Here is a 14,662-nt window from a genome sequence, read left to right on the forward strand (position 1 = left end):
AAGAATACTCTCTAAACCAACTCACCAATGAATTTTGCACTTACCCTAAGCCGAGCTTGAGGAATTCCTTTAACGGCCCCTGATAAAAGGTAACCCCCCTGCACTTCTACAATGCTCATTTCCATCGTGTAGTCATTTACACCTTGAATGACATTCACCGCCTGAGGATTATGCTGAGAAACATGCAAATCTAATGTATCGCCCTGAATATGGCCTTGGTAAGTGAACCCGAAATCACCACCGTTGATGGCATTGTCTTTTACTACTACAGTGCCTTGTCCAACATCATGGTTATTGCTGCTGAAGGTTACGAAGTAAATACCGTTTTTCATGTCACACCTTATGTTGTAGCCAATCGGCAAAGGCATTATAGACACGCTACTTACGGGGAGAAAGATGGCATTTTAATAACTGCCGGATATGACTAATTTTTCCCTCTAAATATTTCAGACCGACGTATGTCGGCCTTATCCCGGTTGCACTGCCCCAGCGCTGATAGCAGACTGACGTTTAAATCAAGGCTCTGGCCCCACGTCATCTTGTCCGGTATATCAGGATAAGGCGTTTCAGCTGTCAGGCTGGAGGGTAGCGGCACTACCGGAACGGTGACGTAAACTGTCTTTGTATTGCTGCAACCGCTTAACTGCGCCAGCAGGAATACCAGCGGGAGCGCAATCATCATTCGCAACAGCCACTTTGATATCCGCCGCGGCTCCCGATGCGTCCAGTGCGATCTGCTCTTTGGCATTTTTGTTGGCCTCCGCGATGGAATTGAATATGGTCATGGTGGTAAGAACGTTGGCTGTGATGGCCTGAGTGCTGTTTACCTGCTGCTCGGCGCCATCGGCTCGGGTTTTCTGCTCAGCAGCAGCGTTGTGGTAATGCATTACCAGCCACCCAAGGCAAACCATCAGGCAGATCACAACAGCGCTGATAATGGCTGCTAATCGGCTCATTCATCTATCCCCCAACATGCCAGTGCGCTTTCCTGATCACGACGAGAGACCTGGCCGTAACAATTGTTCGAACGCACGCGGCAATCTTTTCCGCCATCAAAAATCCACCGGCGAATTTCAGCGCAGGCGCCTTTCCGGTCACCGGCATTCAGCTTGCGGTAGAAGGTGGAAGGAAAGCATTTACCGGGCCCGATGTTATAGGGGCAGAAACTGGCAATCCCGACCTTTTGAGGGGGTGTCAGAGGAACACGCACATTCTGATCTACCCATGCCAGCGCCTTATTGCGCTCGACGGCATTAACCTGATCGCATTTGGCCTGGGTTAACTTCATTCCCTGGGTTACAGGTCTTCCATCTACCTGGGTAACTCCACGACATATCGTCCATATGCCGGCGCCATCGCGGTATGACGTGAGGCTTTTGCCCTCTTTCTCATTCAGGAACTGGTCCATAAGAACGGGAGCTGAAGCGCCAGCAGCGATAAGCGCCAGCATGGCCGAACTGAGTTTCGTTTTCAGGTTAGCCATCGCTATTCATCCTGCGGTGGCGGGCCACCATAGCCACGATCGAGGGATTGCTGATACATCTTCGTCCAGCGGCGCTTAAAGTAGAGATTGGTCAGATAAGTCGCTACACCGATTATCACGCCACTGGCCAGGGCAATAAAATTCCAGTCAAGGCCATGAAACCAGTCATAGGTCCTTGCCAGCCCGGTGCATATCAGGCCGCCTGACGAGCAGTACGAGGCCGCCGAAAAGATTTTGTCAGGCATTTTCATAGTCTCCACCTCCGATAATGTTCGGGGTGCTATCTGTAGTCAGTAAAAGGTTCAGGGCCGTCGGGCTGGATTTAACAACGAAGCGTGTCGATGATGATTCCCGTGAGCCTGAAATGAAAAAGGCCACGCAAATGCGCAGCCTGTAATTGTCGCGGGTAAAATTTAATTGTCGCTCGTTGGACGCTAACCCGCTTTTGACAACGCGCCCATCCAGAGCGCGGCCTCAATGGAGGTCTTCCAGTCGGCCAACTTTTCAGTCGCCAGAAACAAAAAACCCCGCCGAAGCGAGGTTTCATGTTTTAATTTCGTACGGGCGTTATATCCCACGATTGAAAGCATACTAGACACTTTTATGCAAAGTCAATACTATCATGCAAAAAATAGCCGATATTTGTTCCGATCATATTAATAACTTGTCGCTTTCTCAAATTCTACTGCAGCCTGACGCTCCCCCTGACGCAGCATGTCCACCAGCCCCTCATAGAACGGTTTCCAGTTGCGTGACCACGAAGACTGATGGAGATCCGGGAGACGCTTCAGAATGGCGCGGTGAACCGTCGCTGAGGGTACAACAGAGAAGCCATTTCCAGAGCAGCGCTCACATGTTTTGAAAACCGGTGCGCCAAGTTCTTTGGTCGCTTTGCGATCTAACACCTCCCCTTTACCACCACACCTGCATCGCGCATGGATCACTTTCTTTCCTCCACACACTCCACAGACCCTTTTCACCAGTTCATTTCTAATCTTTGGGGCCTTCACCTCGACACCGTCTGCATCGAAAATACCAGGGTGCTTAATTACATCTTCATGGCTGGAAATAAAGCCGGTTCCGCTGCAGCTGTGACACGTTGCGCTGGTGGCCGCCGAACGTGAGTACTCCGCAAAAGCAAATTGTGCCAGCGTCAACATGCAGGTGCCGAGCTTGTCACCGGCGGCTTTGCGGACATTTTTAGGAGCGTTTTTGATGGCAAACTGCGCCAGCGCCTGAATTGCAAGCTGTTCATCCGTTTTGCTGATACCAGCCTTTCCGAAGAAAGCGGCCAGGCCGAAGCGTGCCCTGCTGCTGGTCACACCGATCCCGGTCATAATGTCTGTGCCATTCAGGCGATTCGGGGATGTGCTTTTCGCGTCGTCGGTGATATGCATGCCCTGAGGGCTAAAGTGTTTGAGGGAGGCTTCCAGTTTCATTCTTCGCACTCCCCGACCAGGTTCAAAATAATGCGATCAAACAGCGAATCCCGTTCCTCAAAATAGTCACATGCCAGTAACCACTTGCAGACTGTTAATGCTTCAGCCCGGGTAACTGGTTTCATGGCGCACAAAAGGTCAGTGAGCCACCCGCGCCGATCCCAGATAATCTGGACGTAGCCATCGCCATTTTGTGTTTTATACCTGTGACGAAGTACGGATTCCCAGTAATCCCATTCAATGGTTACATCGCTTAATGTCCAGGGAGAGAGGAGGATGTTTTTAAAACCTTTAATTTCTCTTACGCGAAGTTCTTCCGCCTCACGACTTAAGTTTTTTTCATCGGCCCAGTTTGCATAAATATGACTGAAGCGCTCCATAACAAGGCGCTCAGCATCAGTAATTTTCTCAGGCGAAAAGTCCTGTTCGATGGTGAAGAATTGGTTATGTTGCAGATTGTTATTGTTCATCATGCTGCCACCTTTTTATAGAAAACTTGTTCACGAACCTGATCGCCGTTCATAAGCATATCATTGAAATCTCCGTTATCCGGCCAGCGTATGCTGACTTTCACCAGGTCGTTTTTCGCCAGCAGGTTTGCGTGGGCGCACTCGAACGCCGCGGCATGTCCAGTTGCAGAGTGCTTGTCCATGTCGGCAAAAATAATCAGATGCTTCACACCTGCCGGGACCCGGAATTTCTTCATAAACCCGCTGTTGATTACCGCCCAGGTGTTGACGCCATAAACCTGATAACAGGAGAGTGCTGTTTCGATACCTTCGGCAATGCCGATCGTCGTTGATACCGGAAACATGCGAATGGCCACAGAGCGGGCGTGATCCAGATAGCTGTCCTCTTGAAGCGACTTAAGACGTTTGGCGCTATCAATATCTGCCTTCCTGTCGCCGTCCAGCAGCGTCTGGTGCAGGTAACAAAGCTCAGCTTTGTCATCGGTAGCCAGGGCATACAGAGCTTGATAAACGCGCCCCGCATGGCGTTGGCGGTCACAAAAACGGATGCCTTCTGCCGGCAGGCGACTTATCCCACGTTGAAGAAGGTAACCAGCCGCGCTAGTTCCCCGTAAATCGAGCAACTTGGAAAACTTACTGATGACTCGCTGGCGCTGCCGCGCCGCCGAACTGTTAGAAGGCACGTTGATGCGCTGATAGTTATTCCCGATGAGCTGGTCCACTTCTGCGCAGATGGCGGAAAAGCTTTTTGACTGGGTCAGGGTCAGCAGCTTCATCCCGTCACCGCTACCGCATACACAGATCCATGTACCCTGACCGTCACGGTCATCAACGCGATACTTCCCCCGCGCCTTACAGACCGGACATTCTCCCTTGTAATGGTTTTTCCCGGTGATAGGCGGCAGCCCGTAATATTCAAAAATTTCTGACCACCGGCCTTTTGCTGCTTCTGCTGTTTTCATATCACTGACTCGCACTATTTACGTTTTTCTGGAGTTTTCGTTTTGCTTCGATAATTAATTGCCCGTCGCTGCCCTCAGGAGGCTCATAGTTGATACTGGCGCTCGGAGGTGGAAATAGATCCTGGTCAGGTTTCTTCCCCATCTGCTGCAGGCGTTCGCGGCGTTTAGCAAATTTGATAAGTTTGTGTTTGATGTGATTGCTGACCTCCGGTGTGATCTCCATTGGAAAGTCGCTTAAGCCGTTGGGCCATTCGCCGAATTTCTCCTGAAAGGTATGAGCACACCAGCCATCGCTGACAGGTTTCCCCTGCGCCGCACGATGACGCTGGTAAAACTTGATCTGACTCCACCAGGACTGCTTGTCGCTTTTGGTATAAACCGTTTCGTGCTTGCTCATTTTTTTGATGTTGCGGGTGCCGTCAGTCTCGACGTCCTGACCAACGAGCGGTTTAAATCCGCACTTTGGGCAGACGTAAACGCCGGATGGCTTCATGAAATGACATTCGGGGCATTCTTTCGGAAGTTTTTCTTCGCGCTCCTTAGTTGCGCCGGCAGCGGCCGCTTTCATGCCGTCGTTTGTGGATGGCAGATCGTCGTATTCGATGGAGTCAGGGAAGCCGAGGCGATGCACAGTGCCACTGTGATCAAAAATCAGGCAGGCATCTTTCCCGGGTGCAGTTCGCAGTCCGCGGCCCAGCGCCTGCAGCCAGCGAATTTCACTTTTTGTCGGACGGGCGTAGATAATGCAGCGAACATCACTATCAAAACCGGCCACCAGCACACCCACACTGACGATTATTTTTGTGGCGCCAGTCTCGAAGCGGTGGATCATCGCCTGCCGTTCTTCGTGGGGTGTTTCTGCGACCATCACCTCAGCGTTAATGCCCGCCTTGTTAAACTGCATGGTTACAAAGTTTGCGTGGGCCTTGTTAACGCAGAACGCCACCGTAGGAAGGTCACGACCATGACGAAGCCAGTTATCGACGATATCGCCCACCAGGTCAGAACCGCACATGATTTCCGCCAGCTGGGACTCGTCGTAATCAGTACCGAACTCTATAGATGGCTTCGTTTCTACCCCGCTAAGATCCGGTTTTGTTGGGGCGAAAAATTCGTACTTACTGAGGTCACCACGCTGGATCAATTCGCCAATCGTCGTTGGCTTAATCAGGTGTTGATAGTAATGGCCCAGGAACGGCGCAAAAGGGGTACCAGATAAACCGATAACCTTCGCTTTTTTCTCCGCTGTGATCCGTTCGATTTCTTTCAGGATACGGCGTTTACGCAGGTGCGCCTCATCGACAATAAGCAGATCGATGTTTTTGGGAAATTCACGCCTAATGAGCGTGTCAGCGCTCGCAATCTGGATCAGCAGATTTGGGTCGTAGTTCGGGTGATCACGCCAGATAAAACTAATCTGGTCTTCCGGCAACCCGTATTCTGTAAAGCGCTGGGCGGTCTGGTTAATCAGGATCGTATACGGGGCGACAAACAGAACACGCATACCACGACTAACCAGGCCGGCGGCGATAAACGCAGCCAGGCCTGTTTTGCCGCTTCCGGTCGGTGCGTAGACCATGAAGGAATCGTGCGCCTTCCAGGTGCGCCGCAGCATGTTAAGCCCACGTTCCTGTGCAAAGTTCGGTGTGATGTTAAGCATTGTCAGCCCTTTTTGAGTTCTACTCTTCCAGGAAGAAACATTCCTGACCTCTTGCCGGGATACCGTGTACCAGTTTGCTAGTGCGCCGCTCTTTTATGGTTCTGCCTTCAAGATCGGTACCTACCTAACCCATGTACCTGTCTGTTGGAAAAGGACGCTATTCCTGCCCTAACTCCCAACTCCCCCCAACCCCCCTCTTCCCTCTTCCCCATCCCATGTACTCGCAAGCTGGTACAAAGAACAAAAAACAGTCAAGGATTGTTCCCTGCTATCACCCGGCACCTTTAAGCCCGGTGACCAACGGATCGTTACTGAGATCCGGCCAGGGGTGGCTGGGTCGTATACCCCTGCAGTGCGCGTCCGTGTGCATCCACGAATCTGCGAAGCCTCACATTGGCTTCATGCCTTGCCCGGTTCTCCTTGCGGTATGGAACGGGCTCGGCTTCGAACGATTCCTGATACACAGCTGCATAACGCTGAATGGCTTTTTGTCGTGCTGCTGGCGTCAGGCTCAGTAACTGCTGCTTGATCCATTCTTCATCTGCAGATGCGTACACAGATGGGAGCAAACCGTGGTCAGGCCTCATCCCGTGCAACATCATCTGAAAATACCTCGTCCAAACTTGTATTCAGGCCAAGCTGTTTAAACGCGCTGACGATCCGCTTTCCGACTGCAACATCAGGAATCCTTCTTCCTGTTTCGTAGTGGCTAACGGCCCCCTGGGAGCTATCAATCAGCGCGGCCAGCTCTCCCTGAGTTACCTTTGCTTTGCGTCTAAGGCTCTTGATTCCACTCATTCGATTAGTCTCGCATAAATAATACATAACGTACTATACACGGTCACAAGAATAATACAAAATGGAAGTTGCTCAGTAAATACGGAATGTAATAATCATGGCTATGAAACAGAGATGGCAGGACCTGGCCAAAACCAGGATGAAAGAAGTCGGCATGACTCAAGAACAGCTGGCAGAGGCGCTCGGCATAACGCAGGGCGGGCTGGGCCATTGGTTAAACGCCAGACGTGAACCGAACTTAGAGGTTATAGCTAAGATTTTTAACATATTGAAAATGCCCGGCTTCGTAGTAAATGCTGACGGCACTATCAGCGACTCAAGAGCCGATCACAATGTAAGTTTTAATAGCATTAACGAATCCAAGGGAAGCTACCCTGTTATAAGCTGGGTTAGCGCTGGAGATTGGATGGAAGCTGTAGAACCGTACCACCGTAGAGCGATAGATCGATGGTATGACACCACCGTTGAATGCTCTGAGGATTCGTTCTGGTTAGACGTCAGAGGCGATTCCATGACATCACCAGCAGGGCTGAGCATACCGGAAGGGATGGCGATACTTGTCGATCCCCAAGTGGAAGCAATCAACGGAAAATTGGTTGTAGCGAAACTTGACGGTGACAATGAAGCCACTTTCAAAAAGCTTGTTATCGATGCCGGTCAAAGATTTCTCAAACCCCTCAACCCCCAATACCCAATAATCCCTATCAATGGCAATTGCCGTATTATCGGGGTTGTAGTCGACGCAAAAATCACCAACCTCCCATAAATTGGCCGCGAAAGCGGCTTTTTTTTTGCCTCCAACACCCCACCAGAAACTAAAAAACCTTGAAAAACAAAATGATGTGAAATAACACACCAAAATACTCCATTTTGTATTGATCTTATTTAATACGTTATGTATTGTTTATGCATTAGCGGATTAATGGAGTGCAAAAGATGAGTACAGAGAAATTTTTTCAACTGGTAACTATACCTGATTACCGTTTCTCTTCCGATAAAGAGCAATGTCAAAACATTGATTTCGACAAAATTGCTACTGATTGCGATACAAAAACAATATCTATTTTGCAAGCCATCAATCATATAGGGGTTAGCATAATGAGTGAGGCAGAAGAAAAGAGATTAAATAAAGATAAAATAATGATGCTTTCTAGTGTGGTTGCAGACCTCGCTGAATTAGCAATAGCAACAAATAAAATAGCTAACTCAGCAACATATTCTTCCGGTTATAAGGATGCTAAAAATGTCTGATATCACTTTGCAAAAAGCAGCATCAAAGGCTTACCAGGCTGAGATTGTGGCGAGGATGCTTGAGAACTACCCTCATAAACTGACCGACTCAGACGTGGAATCTGTCGCCTCACTTTTGGCTGATCTGATTGGGCCAGTTGCAGCGTACCTTATTGAGGAAGAGTCTAAAAACCCGGCTTAAAAATTTAATTAGTAATTTTAATTACAGGAGTAATCCCGGGGATTTCTGCAATCAAATTAAGGGTAACCATGATTAATAAACAAGCATTTAAAACAGCTCAGTTATTTGTCTCTCTTGGTTATTGGTCTATAGCCATGCTTTATTTAAAAAAGGCTTACGGTAAATAAAAGTGAATAATTTAATTAGCACTTATAGACGCAGAATTTTAAAAGCGGCCTTGTTACGCCACCAGCGAAAGACTGGGAGTAGCTTACTTGTCATTAAGCTCAACAAGGGTGGGATTAGTACTATCGAATTAACTGAGATTCTTCTTGATGGATTGTTGCGGAAATTCGAGCGACTGGCGCTCGGTGAATACGGAAATGTGGAAGGTGTGAAAGCTCTTAAGGGAATTTACAGCAACTCTGTTGATGTTAATGGCAGCGGCGAATTCCTCACAGAAAGCGGGAAAGAGTTAATCGACGAGCTTATTTCTGAACTGGTTGAGTTCGTCAAAAAGCAGAAACCAGTTACTGCGGAGTCCGGCAATGAATAACCAGCAAACAATGCTCTATCAGGGTGTGCTGATCCCCCGCCCCGTGTTGAACGTGGATCTGCATGTCCTCCCTGATTTTACCGGGCGGGTAGTCTTGCACATCGAGAACGGGAGGGTGATATGCGACCGCCAGCTGTTCGACGACGAGCACATTTGCACACTGGCCACGTTTATCGAAATGGCCCGCGACGCGGGGTTGAGGATCGAGGAGGAAGCTGGTGGCACTGACAGCGATACGAATTCCTGAGAGGGTTCACCTGCAGGCGCTGCAGGTCCTGCTGCGGTATCGGCGCCGGCGGATATTCCCGCGGCGAATGCGCCGCACCGGCTACCTCAGCCTGAAGGTTAACCCACGCTGGCGCCTGTTATCGAAAGACGATGGCCGGAACTGGGAAGTTATGAGTCATGAAACCTATAACCGGGAGAAAGACAAATGATTGACAACAGAACTGTCAGCGCCATTGACCTGGCGTTGCAAAAGCACCCAACGCCAGTTGGTGATCTGTTCGCCGCGATCCGCCACGGACGCATGAAGCGGTGCTTCAGCCGGGATACCGCAATTCGTTACCTGGCGTTCTTCATGACCTCCCGAGCTTTTGGGCGTTCTGGTTTCAAGCAGCGTTATCCGGACGTGCAGGTAATTCATCCACTGAATCCAGAACTGAGTAGCTGGCAACGTGGCGCCGTGACCACTGAGTATTTTAACGCCCACCAGCGCACCGTTCGCCGGCTGCGTCGCATCCTCGCCCGCAAAAGAGAAATGCAAAAGTGGTGCAAAAAGTGGGATGCCATGCACGACCGCTACGTGAAAGAGCGCGAAGAACTACAGGCCTGTAAGCCTGGAGGGCTGAGTCGATGATTGCTTACTTACGCATTGTTCTATCGGTGGTGATTGTCGCCAGCGTTTATGGGCTGTTCGTTCCGATCCTCATTTCGATGAAGGACACGACAGCAGTTATATCCGGTTTTGCCCTGGCGATTCTGACCCCGCCGTGCATCTACGCCATTTGTAAGGGTCTTGTGCTTACCGTAACGAAGGAAAAGAAATGAAAAAAGCAATTATGGCTTCAATTATCGCACTCTCTGCCATCGGCCTTGTTGGTTGCGATCGAGTTGAGCCCGGCAACGTGGGTATCAAGGTGAATAAGTTGGGCGACGATAAAGGCGTTGGTGAAGTCGTCGGCGTCGGCCGCTACTGGACCGGCTGGAATACCGAGGTTTATATCTTTCCGACCTTCAAGCAGATGAAAACGTATGAAGACGCTTTCAACTTCCAGATGAGCGATGGAACCACCATCGGCTACCACATCGGGGTCGCGTACAAGGTTGATCCGACCAAAGTTACAACCGTTTTCCAGACCTACCGTAAAGGCGTGGACGACATCACCGACACCGACCTGCGGCAGAAAATTGCTGACGCCCTTAATCGTCTCGCAAGTCGGATGAGCACCGATAAATTCATTGACGGCGGGAAAGCTGAGCTGCTTGAAAACGCACTGAAAGAGATCCAGTCCGATATGGGGCCGGTTGGTATCCAGGTGATCAGCCTTTCTTACGTTGGCCGTCCGGAATACCCGCCGACAGTGATCGAAAGCATCAACGCCAAAGTTACGGCCAACCAGAAGACGCTGCAGCGCGAGCAGGAAGTTAAACAACGTGAAGCTGAAGCCAACATGTTACGAGCCGAAGCCGATGGCCAGGCGGATGCAAAGCTGAAATTGGCTGAAGCAGAAGCAAAGTCTATCCAGATCCGTGGGCAGGCCTTGCGTGAGAACCCTGAGGTACTGCAACTGGAGGCCATCAACAAATGGAATGGCACCCTGCCCCAGTACATGACCAGCGGAACAAACACCCCTTTTATCCAGGTTAAATGATCCACCAGCCCGGCGACAAGCCGGGCACATATGAGAGGTTCGCAATGCTTCAGAACATGCTTAACCCGGAACCAACCTCAACAGGGATCCGGTCTGGAAACCGGGTGATTGGCTACTCCGCTGCTATTCGCCTGCTGGATAACGGTCGCTATGACAAACACCTTGCCGATGGAATGGAAATTCTGGCCTGCATCATGGAAGCGGTAGAAAGCAACTGGATCACGCTCAATATCGAAAAAGAGTTGATCCTCTGGCGCTGGTTACTGGCTGCCGTGTTCATCACTGAGGAGCTGGAGAAAAACGGAACTGTCGACGTTCCGAATGATACTGGCGGTGTTGATACTGCTGTTATCTATTCCAGCAAGCATGGCGCCATTAGCGTCTATCCGGGACCTGAACGCTTTGCACTCGCCAACCATATTGAGCTGGGGGCAATCGAGAAATATGGGCCAGAGGTTGGCCAGCAGCTGGCGCTGCGGATGTATCAGGACATGGTTATTGCTGACGAAGAATTTGGGTTCAGGTTATCAGCACTTGGCCGGGAGGGGCTTAACCTCCTCCATGACAGCTTTATCGAACACATCCAGATCGAAGGTGTGCCCGAAGCACCGATTATGCATTGAGGGGAATGATGATGAATAACTTGATCACTAACAAACCATCCATGACCAGCCTTGAGATCGCCGAGCTGGTAGAAAAACGCCACGACAACGTGAAACGCACGATTGAGACCCTGATTATGCGTGGCGTTATTACTTCTCCTCAAATTGAGGAAAAGCCTACTGCCGGGCGCCCCACAACAATTTACGTTTTTGAAAGTGAAGAAGGGAAGCGTGACAGCATCATTGTGGTCGCGCAACTCAGCCCCGAGTTTACCGCCAGACTGGTAGATCGCTGGAAAGAGCTGGAAGAAGAACGCTCCCGGCCAAAATCGCAGGCAGAGCTGATCGCTGAAATGGCCCTGCTGAATGTTGAGCAGGAACGACGCCTCTACCAGGTTGAAGAACAGGTGGAAACCGTAGTCGAAGCTGTCGAAAACATTAAGCGTGGAAATATGCGGGCCGGGTATGTCGGTTATCGCCAGGTGGTCGCAAAAAGCGGCATGACCGATGCCAAGTGTCGAAACCTTGTTAACGCATACCGTATCCCAACCGATACACACGAATTCATGACGCCTGATGGTTTACTGTCTCGCCGGGCGATCGTGGAGTTTGAACCTTTTATGAAAGCATTCCGCCAAATGATGGCAGAAGCCGAACCACGTGGGACCCGTTGGTATCACCCGAAAATGGGACTCTTTCAGGCTATCGGATGGGAGGAAAAACATTGTGAAAATTGAGTTTAATGATCAAGGGTCGGTTTCAGTTATCACGGTCACCAGCACCGTGTTTGAGTTCCGCCGGCACAACCGGGCGATTGATGTCGCGTTGTTCCTCACGCCTGAAATTACCAGCCAGAGCAGCGGTTTTTTCATTATGAAAACGATCTTAAGCGGGAAGACACATCACGCGCTGCGGGCCTATAAACATCTGATCCGGGAGGCTAAGCAATGAGAAACGGCCAGCATTATGCATACCCAAATCCAAGCAACGCAACGCCTGGTGGTATGACTTATCGTCAGTATCTTATCGCAAAAATTGCACCAGTTATGATCACGAACTTCTTCAGCAACGATGCTTGGACGGATTACGACGACCTCGCCAGAACTCTGATGATGGCTGTGGATGCCATCATCGAAGCTGAACAGGAGACAGCTGAATGACAATCTGCGAAAAACGGCTTAAAAGAATCGCCGGCGGTGAACCTTTCTTCCCGGGCGAGGTGGTTGCGATGGCTCTTGAGCTTCTGGCGAATTCTAAAGAAACATTGCGGCCGGAATACCCTGAAACACTCCCCTGCCCGGTCATTCTTGAACCCGGCTTCCGGTTTGGCAAAGGCGTTGGCACTCACCTGGTTCTGCGAGCACTTAACAACAGGGCTAAACGTTACGCTGAATTGGATGCCATGGGTCCAGAGGCCCGCGCAGAGCATGATGCCGCTATCGTTGAACTTCGGGAAAAACTGGGTTTTGGTACCCAAGCAAAAACAGCTGTGCAGGTGAAGCTTCCGGGACTGCCGCAGCTCGGATCTAACGCCGAATGGTATCAGGGATTTGCTGCTGGTGCAGGAAGCATGCGCGAAGCATGTGCGGCCGCTCTGATTTCTGCGGGTATTGAAATTATTGGGGAGACAATGTAATGGACTGGCCAACAGCATTTTGCATCGTCGGTTGTGCGTTTGCCATAGCCTGGCTGTTTCGGAGTTAGTGTCATGAATAGAGAATTTGAGATATGGATCAGACTGCGCTACGGCGGCCGCTATGACCTAACGCGAGACGGTCACGGCTACTACAGCCGGGAAGTAGTTAAGCGGATGTATGAAGTGTGGTGCCACTGCCGTGGCCTGGAAGTGGTGTGAGGTGAGTAATATGGTAGACATTGAAATGATTGACGAGGAAGAGGCGATGCGGATGATCCGAGTATCTTCACGCGTGACCATCCGGAAATACACCGAGCGCTATAATTTCCCCAAGCCGGTCCGGACCTACCCTAAACAGTATCTGCGCTCTGCTATTGTGGAGTGGATCTTAAACGGGGGAGTCAACCAGAAATCTTCCTGATATGCCAGAATATCTTTTCAGCATACAGATCGTAGGCGTCTTTCTGTTCGGCAATCCAGTCATGCTTGTTATAGACAGAAAGCACGCCACCAAGCTCATGCCCCAGCATTTTTTCGATGACGTGCGGGGCAACCCCCTCTTCGGATAGCCGGGTTGCCAAGGTGCGCCGGAAATCATGTGAAGTAAACTCACCAAACCCCAACGAGTCTTTGATTCTTCTCAGAAATTTATTTGCACCAGAAATAGTTATAGGGCTTTTCAGGTCCTCGCCCGGGAAAAGTATATCCCCATACGTCATTTCAGCTTTTTTCAGCAAATCATCTGCCGCGGAGAAAATTGGGCGCCTGATAATTTTGTTGGTTTTGCTTTTCTCTGCCGGAACAACCCATAACCCCTCCTCTCGGTCAAATTCACCCCTTATAGCCAGCCGAAGTTCGCTATTCCTGGCGCCGTACAGCATTAGCAATTGATGAAGCAATCGGTTAGAAGTTGACCCTCGACTTCTTTCTATAGCCATCCAAATTTTGGCAAGCTGGTTATAGCTGAGTGTGGTCTCTCCAATCACAGGTTTAACACCGATGTCTTTCGGCTGCAAAAGCATGAGCTCGGTTGTGCTAACGAACTGTCGCCGCGTACACCAACCAATGGCGGACCTGAGCTGTATCAATAAATGCCGGGCTCGGCGAGGATTGATTTTCTCCTCTTCGGTAAACCTCTCAACCCACAAGCGGACTGGGATATCCTCAACCGGAATACCGGGAAAAGCGTCACGCATGTGCTTTATAACCGTTGACTTATAAAGCGCTATCGTCTTAGCCCTTAACGTTACGTCAACGTAATTTTCCTTCCAGTAATCCAGGCAATCCTTTACCGTTGGCTTACTCTTGGATTTGTTGCCACCAGCCAGCGTTCGGGGGTCAATGCCTTTGTCTGCCGACTCCCTCAGGTCTGCAACGATATTGCGGGCATCGCGCAGCGTCAGCGCTGGGTAGCGTCCAAGCCCCATTCGGTTCTGCTTTCCTTCCCATCGGAACCTAAACTGAAAGCTGATCACGCCTTTGGGGGTTATGCGAACTCCAAGCCCGTCAGAATCCGTAATTTCAGCAGGCCCAGAATATGGTTTACCATAGATAGAGCGAAGCTTTGTGTCACTGATTGCCATGTTAGTTTTCTGTACTCATCACTTTGGTATTTTATGTACTTATTCTGTACTCAATATCGCATGAACGAACATAAACAACAATATCAAATCATGTACAACCATGCGCAACAATTGGCAGCACAACTAAAATAATAATAAAAAATCATATACATAAACATCTAACCGTATTCATTCTTGTCTGAACAATC

Annotated in this window: 28 protein-coding genes; 16 read left to right on the forward strand and 12 right to left on the reverse strand. The window is 50.0% G+C overall.

Features of this window, described 5'->3' with window-relative positions; genetic code table 11:
- Window positions 1-11: 11 nt before the first annotated feature.
- From KB892_RS13885 to KB892_RS13925, 11 genes are all read right to left on the reverse strand, one after another.
- A complete protein-coding gene (locus KB892_RS13885; RefSeq protein ID WP_004152170.1) occupies window positions 12-332 on the reverse strand; it encodes a GrlR family regulatory protein in 321 nt (106 codons plus the stop codon).
- 92 nt (window positions 333-424) lie between these two features.
- On the reverse strand, window positions 425-682 hold the full coding sequence (locus KB892_RS31145) for an Rz1-like lysis system protein LysC (protein ID WP_064754420.1): 258 nt from the start codon (window positions 680-682) through the stop codon (window positions 425-427).
- Window positions 567-956 carry a lipase chaperone gene (locus KB892_RS13890; protein WP_004153952.1) on the reverse strand — a complete coding sequence of 130 codons (390 nt, stop codon included), beginning with the start codon at window positions 954-956 and terminating at the stop codon, window positions 567-569. Before KB892_RS13890 ends, KB892_RS31145 begins: the two co-directional genes overlap by 116 nt.
- A complete protein-coding gene (locus KB892_RS13895; protein ID WP_004152169.1) occupies window positions 953-1,483 on the reverse strand; it encodes a lysozyme in 531 nt (176 codons plus the stop codon). The genes KB892_RS13890 and KB892_RS13895 overlap by 4 nt, the downstream gene beginning before the upstream one ends.
- Window positions 1,484-1,485: 2 nt before the next feature.
- Window positions 1,486-1,734, reverse strand: coding sequence for a phage holin (locus KB892_RS13900; protein WP_004146526.1), 249 nt, complete (start codon window positions 1,732-1,734; stop codon window positions 1,486-1,488).
- A 405-nt stretch (window positions 1,735-2,139) separates the two neighbouring features.
- Complete coding sequence (locus KB892_RS13905) at window positions 2,140-2,922, reverse strand: antitermination protein (protein ID WP_004152167.1); 783 nt, start codon at window positions 2,920-2,922, stop codon at window positions 2,140-2,142.
- Window positions 2,919-3,395 carry a hypothetical protein gene (locus KB892_RS13910; protein WP_004198239.1) on the reverse strand — a complete coding sequence of 159 codons (477 nt, stop codon included), beginning with the start codon at window positions 3,393-3,395 and terminating at the stop codon, window positions 2,919-2,921. Before KB892_RS13910 ends, KB892_RS13905 begins: the two co-directional genes overlap by 4 nt.
- Window positions 3,392-4,354, reverse strand: a complete 963-nt coding sequence (locus KB892_RS13915; protein WP_004198233.1) for a DUF7146 domain-containing protein — start codon at window positions 4,352-4,354, stop codon at window positions 3,392-3,394. Before KB892_RS13915 ends, KB892_RS13910 begins: the two co-directional genes overlap by 4 nt.
- A 1-nt stretch (window position 4,355) precedes the next feature.
- Window positions 4,356-5,969: a DEAD/DEAH box helicase gene (locus KB892_RS13920; protein WP_004152164.1), complete on the reverse strand. Its 1,614-nt coding sequence runs from the start codon at window positions 5,967-5,969 to the stop codon at window positions 4,356-4,358.
- Between the two features lie 353 nt (window positions 5,970-6,322).
- Window positions 6,323-6,616 (reverse strand): hypothetical protein, encoded by a 294-nt coding sequence (locus KB892_RS31150; RefSeq protein WP_004152163.1) that lies wholly within the window; start codon window positions 6,614-6,616, stop codon window positions 6,323-6,325.
- Window positions 6,591-6,812, reverse strand: coding sequence for a helix-turn-helix transcriptional regulator (locus tag KB892_RS13925; RefSeq protein WP_004152162.1), 222 nt, complete (start codon window positions 6,810-6,812; stop codon window positions 6,591-6,593). Before KB892_RS13925 ends, KB892_RS31150 begins: the two co-directional genes overlap by 26 nt.
- 97 nt (window positions 6,813-6,909) lie before the next feature.
- On the opposite strand from KB892_RS13925, the gene KB892_RS13930 reads away from it, so the two are divergent.
- The 16 genes from KB892_RS13930 to KB892_RS14005 all read left to right on the forward strand — a co-directional run bounded on the left by KB892_RS13930 (window position 6,910) and on the right by KB892_RS14005 (window position 13,312).
- Window positions 6,910-7,578, forward strand: coding sequence for a LexA family protein (locus tag KB892_RS13930; protein WP_004152161.1), 669 nt, complete (start codon window positions 6,910-6,912; stop codon window positions 7,576-7,578).
- A 170-nt stretch (window positions 7,579-7,748) separates the two neighbouring features.
- Entirely contained in the window at window positions 7,749-8,063 is a 315-nt protein-coding gene (locus KB892_RS13935) for a hypothetical protein (RefSeq protein WP_004152160.1), read from the forward strand.
- Complete coding sequence (locus tag KB892_RS13940) at window positions 8,056-8,244, forward strand: hypothetical protein (RefSeq protein WP_004152159.1); 189 nt, start codon at window positions 8,056-8,058, stop codon at window positions 8,242-8,244. Before KB892_RS13935 ends, KB892_RS13940 begins: the two co-directional genes overlap by 8 nt.
- A 169-nt stretch (window positions 8,245-8,413) precedes the next feature.
- Window positions 8,414-8,779, forward strand: a complete 366-nt coding sequence (locus tag KB892_RS13945; RefSeq protein ID WP_004152158.1) for a hypothetical protein — start codon at window positions 8,414-8,416, stop codon at window positions 8,777-8,779.
- The gene (locus KB892_RS13950; RefSeq protein ID WP_004152157.1) at window positions 8,772-9,026 is read left to right on the forward strand and encodes a hypothetical protein; all 255 of its coding nucleotides are present in this window, start codon (window positions 8,772-8,774) and stop codon (window positions 9,024-9,026) included. The genes KB892_RS13945 and KB892_RS13950 overlap by 8 nt, the downstream gene beginning before the upstream one ends.
- Complete coding sequence (locus KB892_RS13955; protein ID WP_004177208.1) at window positions 8,998-9,216, forward strand: ParE family toxin-like protein; 219 nt, start codon at window positions 8,998-9,000, stop codon at window positions 9,214-9,216. The genes KB892_RS13950 and KB892_RS13955 overlap by 29 nt, the downstream gene beginning before the upstream one ends.
- Window positions 9,213-9,638, forward strand: a complete 426-nt coding sequence (locus KB892_RS13960) for a hypothetical protein (protein ID WP_004152156.1) — start codon at window positions 9,213-9,215, stop codon at window positions 9,636-9,638. The genes KB892_RS13955 and KB892_RS13960 overlap by 4 nt, the downstream gene beginning before the upstream one ends.
- Window positions 9,635-9,829 (forward strand): hypothetical protein, encoded by a 195-nt coding sequence (locus KB892_RS13965; protein ID WP_004152155.1) that lies wholly within the window; start codon window positions 9,635-9,637, stop codon window positions 9,827-9,829. The genes KB892_RS13960 and KB892_RS13965 overlap by 4 nt, the downstream gene beginning before the upstream one ends.
- Entirely contained in the window at window positions 9,826-10,653 is an 828-nt protein-coding gene (locus KB892_RS13970; protein WP_004152154.1) for an SPFH domain-containing protein, read from the forward strand. The genes KB892_RS13965 and KB892_RS13970 overlap by 4 nt, the downstream gene beginning before the upstream one ends.
- 104 nt (window positions 10,654-10,757) lie before the next feature.
- Window positions 10,758-11,276 (forward strand): hypothetical protein, encoded by a 519-nt coding sequence (locus KB892_RS13975; RefSeq protein WP_004152153.1) that lies wholly within the window; start codon window positions 10,758-10,760, stop codon window positions 11,274-11,276.
- A gap of 5 nt (window positions 11,277-11,281) precedes the next feature.
- Window positions 11,282-11,992, forward strand: coding sequence for a Rha family transcriptional regulator (locus KB892_RS13980; RefSeq protein ID WP_004154298.1), 711 nt, complete (start codon window positions 11,282-11,284; stop codon window positions 11,990-11,992).
- The gene (locus KB892_RS13985) at window positions 11,982-12,206 is read left to right on the forward strand and encodes a hypothetical protein (protein WP_004152151.1); all 225 of its coding nucleotides are present in this window, start codon (window positions 11,982-11,984) and stop codon (window positions 12,204-12,206) included. Before KB892_RS13980 ends, KB892_RS13985 begins: the two co-directional genes overlap by 11 nt.
- Window positions 12,203-12,415 carry a hypothetical protein gene (locus KB892_RS13990; protein ID WP_004152150.1) on the forward strand — a complete coding sequence of 71 codons (213 nt, stop codon included), beginning with the start codon at window positions 12,203-12,205 and terminating at the stop codon, window positions 12,413-12,415. The genes KB892_RS13985 and KB892_RS13990 overlap by 4 nt, the downstream gene beginning before the upstream one ends.
- 242 nt (window positions 12,416-12,657) lie before the next feature.
- Entirely contained in the window at window positions 12,658-12,891 is a 234-nt protein-coding gene (locus tag KB892_RS13995) for a hypothetical protein (protein ID WP_014343018.1), read from the forward strand.
- 72 nt (window positions 12,892-12,963) lie between these two features.
- A complete protein-coding gene (locus tag KB892_RS14000) occupies window positions 12,964-13,110 on the forward strand; it encodes a hypothetical protein (RefSeq protein ID WP_004198245.1) in 147 nt (48 codons plus the stop codon).
- Window positions 13,111-13,120: 10 nt separating this feature from the next.
- Window positions 13,121-13,312, forward strand: a complete 192-nt coding sequence (locus KB892_RS14005) for a hypothetical protein (RefSeq protein ID WP_004198241.1) — start codon at window positions 13,121-13,123, stop codon at window positions 13,310-13,312.
- Here the strand turns inward: KB892_RS14005 and KB892_RS14010 are convergent.
- A complete protein-coding gene (locus KB892_RS14010; RefSeq protein ID WP_004152147.1) occupies window positions 13,293-14,474 on the reverse strand; it encodes a tyrosine-type recombinase/integrase in 1,182 nt (393 codons plus the stop codon). The genes KB892_RS14005 and KB892_RS14010 overlap by 20 nt on opposite strands.
- Window positions 14,475-14,662: the final 188 nt, after the last annotated feature.

It is taken from the genome of Klebsiella sp. P1927 (assembly GCF_018204675.1).
GTDB lineage: Bacteria > Pseudomonadota > Gammaproteobacteria > Enterobacterales > Enterobacteriaceae > Klebsiella > Klebsiella pneumoniae.

Coding starts and splice junctions, on each gene's coding strand:
- KB892_RS13885 (WP_004152170.1), bottom strand. CDS start 332: ATGAAAAACGGTATTTACTTCGTAACCTTCAGCAGCAATAACCATGAT.
- KB892_RS31145 (WP_064754420.1), bottom strand. CDS start 682: ATGATGATTGCGCTCCCGCTGGTATTCCTGCTGGCGCAGTTAAGCGGT.
- KB892_RS13890 (WP_004153952.1), bottom strand. CDS start 956: ATGAGCCGATTAGCAGCCATTATCAGCGCTGTTGTGATCTGCCTGATG.
- KB892_RS13895 (WP_004152169.1), bottom strand. CDS start 1,483: ATGGCTAACCTGAAAACGAAACTCAGTTCGGCCATGCTGGCGCTTATC.
- KB892_RS13900 (WP_004146526.1), bottom strand. CDS start 1,734: ATGAAAATGCCTGACAAAATCTTTTCGGCGGCCTCGTACTGCTCGTCA.
- KB892_RS13905 (WP_004152167.1), bottom strand. CDS start 2,922: ATGAAACTGGAAGCCTCCCTCAAACACTTTAGCCCTCAGGGCATGCAT.
- KB892_RS13910 (WP_004198239.1), bottom strand. CDS start 3,395: ATGATGAACAATAACAATCTGCAACATAACCAATTCTTCACCATCGAA.
- KB892_RS13915 (WP_004198233.1), bottom strand. CDS start 4,354: ATGAAAACAGCAGAAGCAGCAAAAGGCCGGTGGTCAGAAATTTTTGAA.
- KB892_RS13920 (WP_004152164.1), bottom strand. CDS start 5,969: ATGCTGCGGCGCACCTGGAAGGCGCACGATTCCTTCATGGTCTACGCA.
- KB892_RS31150 (WP_004152163.1), bottom strand. CDS start 6,616: ATGATGTTGCACGGGATGAGGCCTGACCACGGTTTGCTCCCATCTGTG.
- KB892_RS13925 (WP_004152162.1), bottom strand. CDS start 6,812: ATGAGTGGAATCAAGAGCCTTAGACGCAAAGCAAAGGTAACTCAGGGA.
- KB892_RS13930 (WP_004152161.1), top strand. CDS start 6,910: ATGGCTATGAAACAGAGATGGCAGGACCTGGCCAAAACCAGGATGAAA.
- KB892_RS13935 (WP_004152160.1), top strand. CDS start 7,749: ATGAGTACAGAGAAATTTTTTCAACTGGTAACTATACCTGATTACCGT.
- KB892_RS13940 (WP_004152159.1), top strand. CDS start 8,056: ATGTCTGATATCACTTTGCAAAAAGCAGCATCAAAGGCTTACCAGGCT.
- KB892_RS13950 (WP_004152157.1), top strand. CDS start 8,772: ATGAATAACCAGCAAACAATGCTCTATCAGGGTGTGCTGATCCCCCGC.
- KB892_RS13960 (WP_004152156.1), top strand. CDS start 9,213: ATGATTGACAACAGAACTGTCAGCGCCATTGACCTGGCGTTGCAAAAG.
- KB892_RS13965 (WP_004152155.1), top strand. CDS start 9,635: ATGATTGCTTACTTACGCATTGTTCTATCGGTGGTGATTGTCGCCAGC.
- KB892_RS13970 (WP_004152154.1), top strand. CDS start 9,826: ATGAAAAAAGCAATTATGGCTTCAATTATCGCACTCTCTGCCATCGGC.
- KB892_RS13980 (WP_004154298.1), top strand. CDS start 11,282: ATGATGATGAATAACTTGATCACTAACAAACCATCCATGACCAGCCTT.
- KB892_RS13990 (WP_004152150.1), top strand. CDS start 12,203: ATGAGAAACGGCCAGCATTATGCATACCCAAATCCAAGCAACGCAACG.
- KB892_RS13995 (WP_014343018.1), top strand. CDS start 12,658: ATGGGTCCAGAGGCCCGCGCAGAGCATGATGCCGCTATCGTTGAACTT.
- KB892_RS14000 (WP_004198245.1), top strand. CDS start 12,964: ATGAATAGAGAATTTGAGATATGGATCAGACTGCGCTACGGCGGCCGC.
- KB892_RS14005 (WP_004198241.1), top strand. CDS start 13,121: ATGGTAGACATTGAAATGATTGACGAGGAAGAGGCGATGCGGATGATC.
- KB892_RS14010 (WP_004152147.1), bottom strand. CDS start 14,474: ATGGCAATCAGTGACACAAAGCTTCGCTCTATCTATGGTAAACCATAT.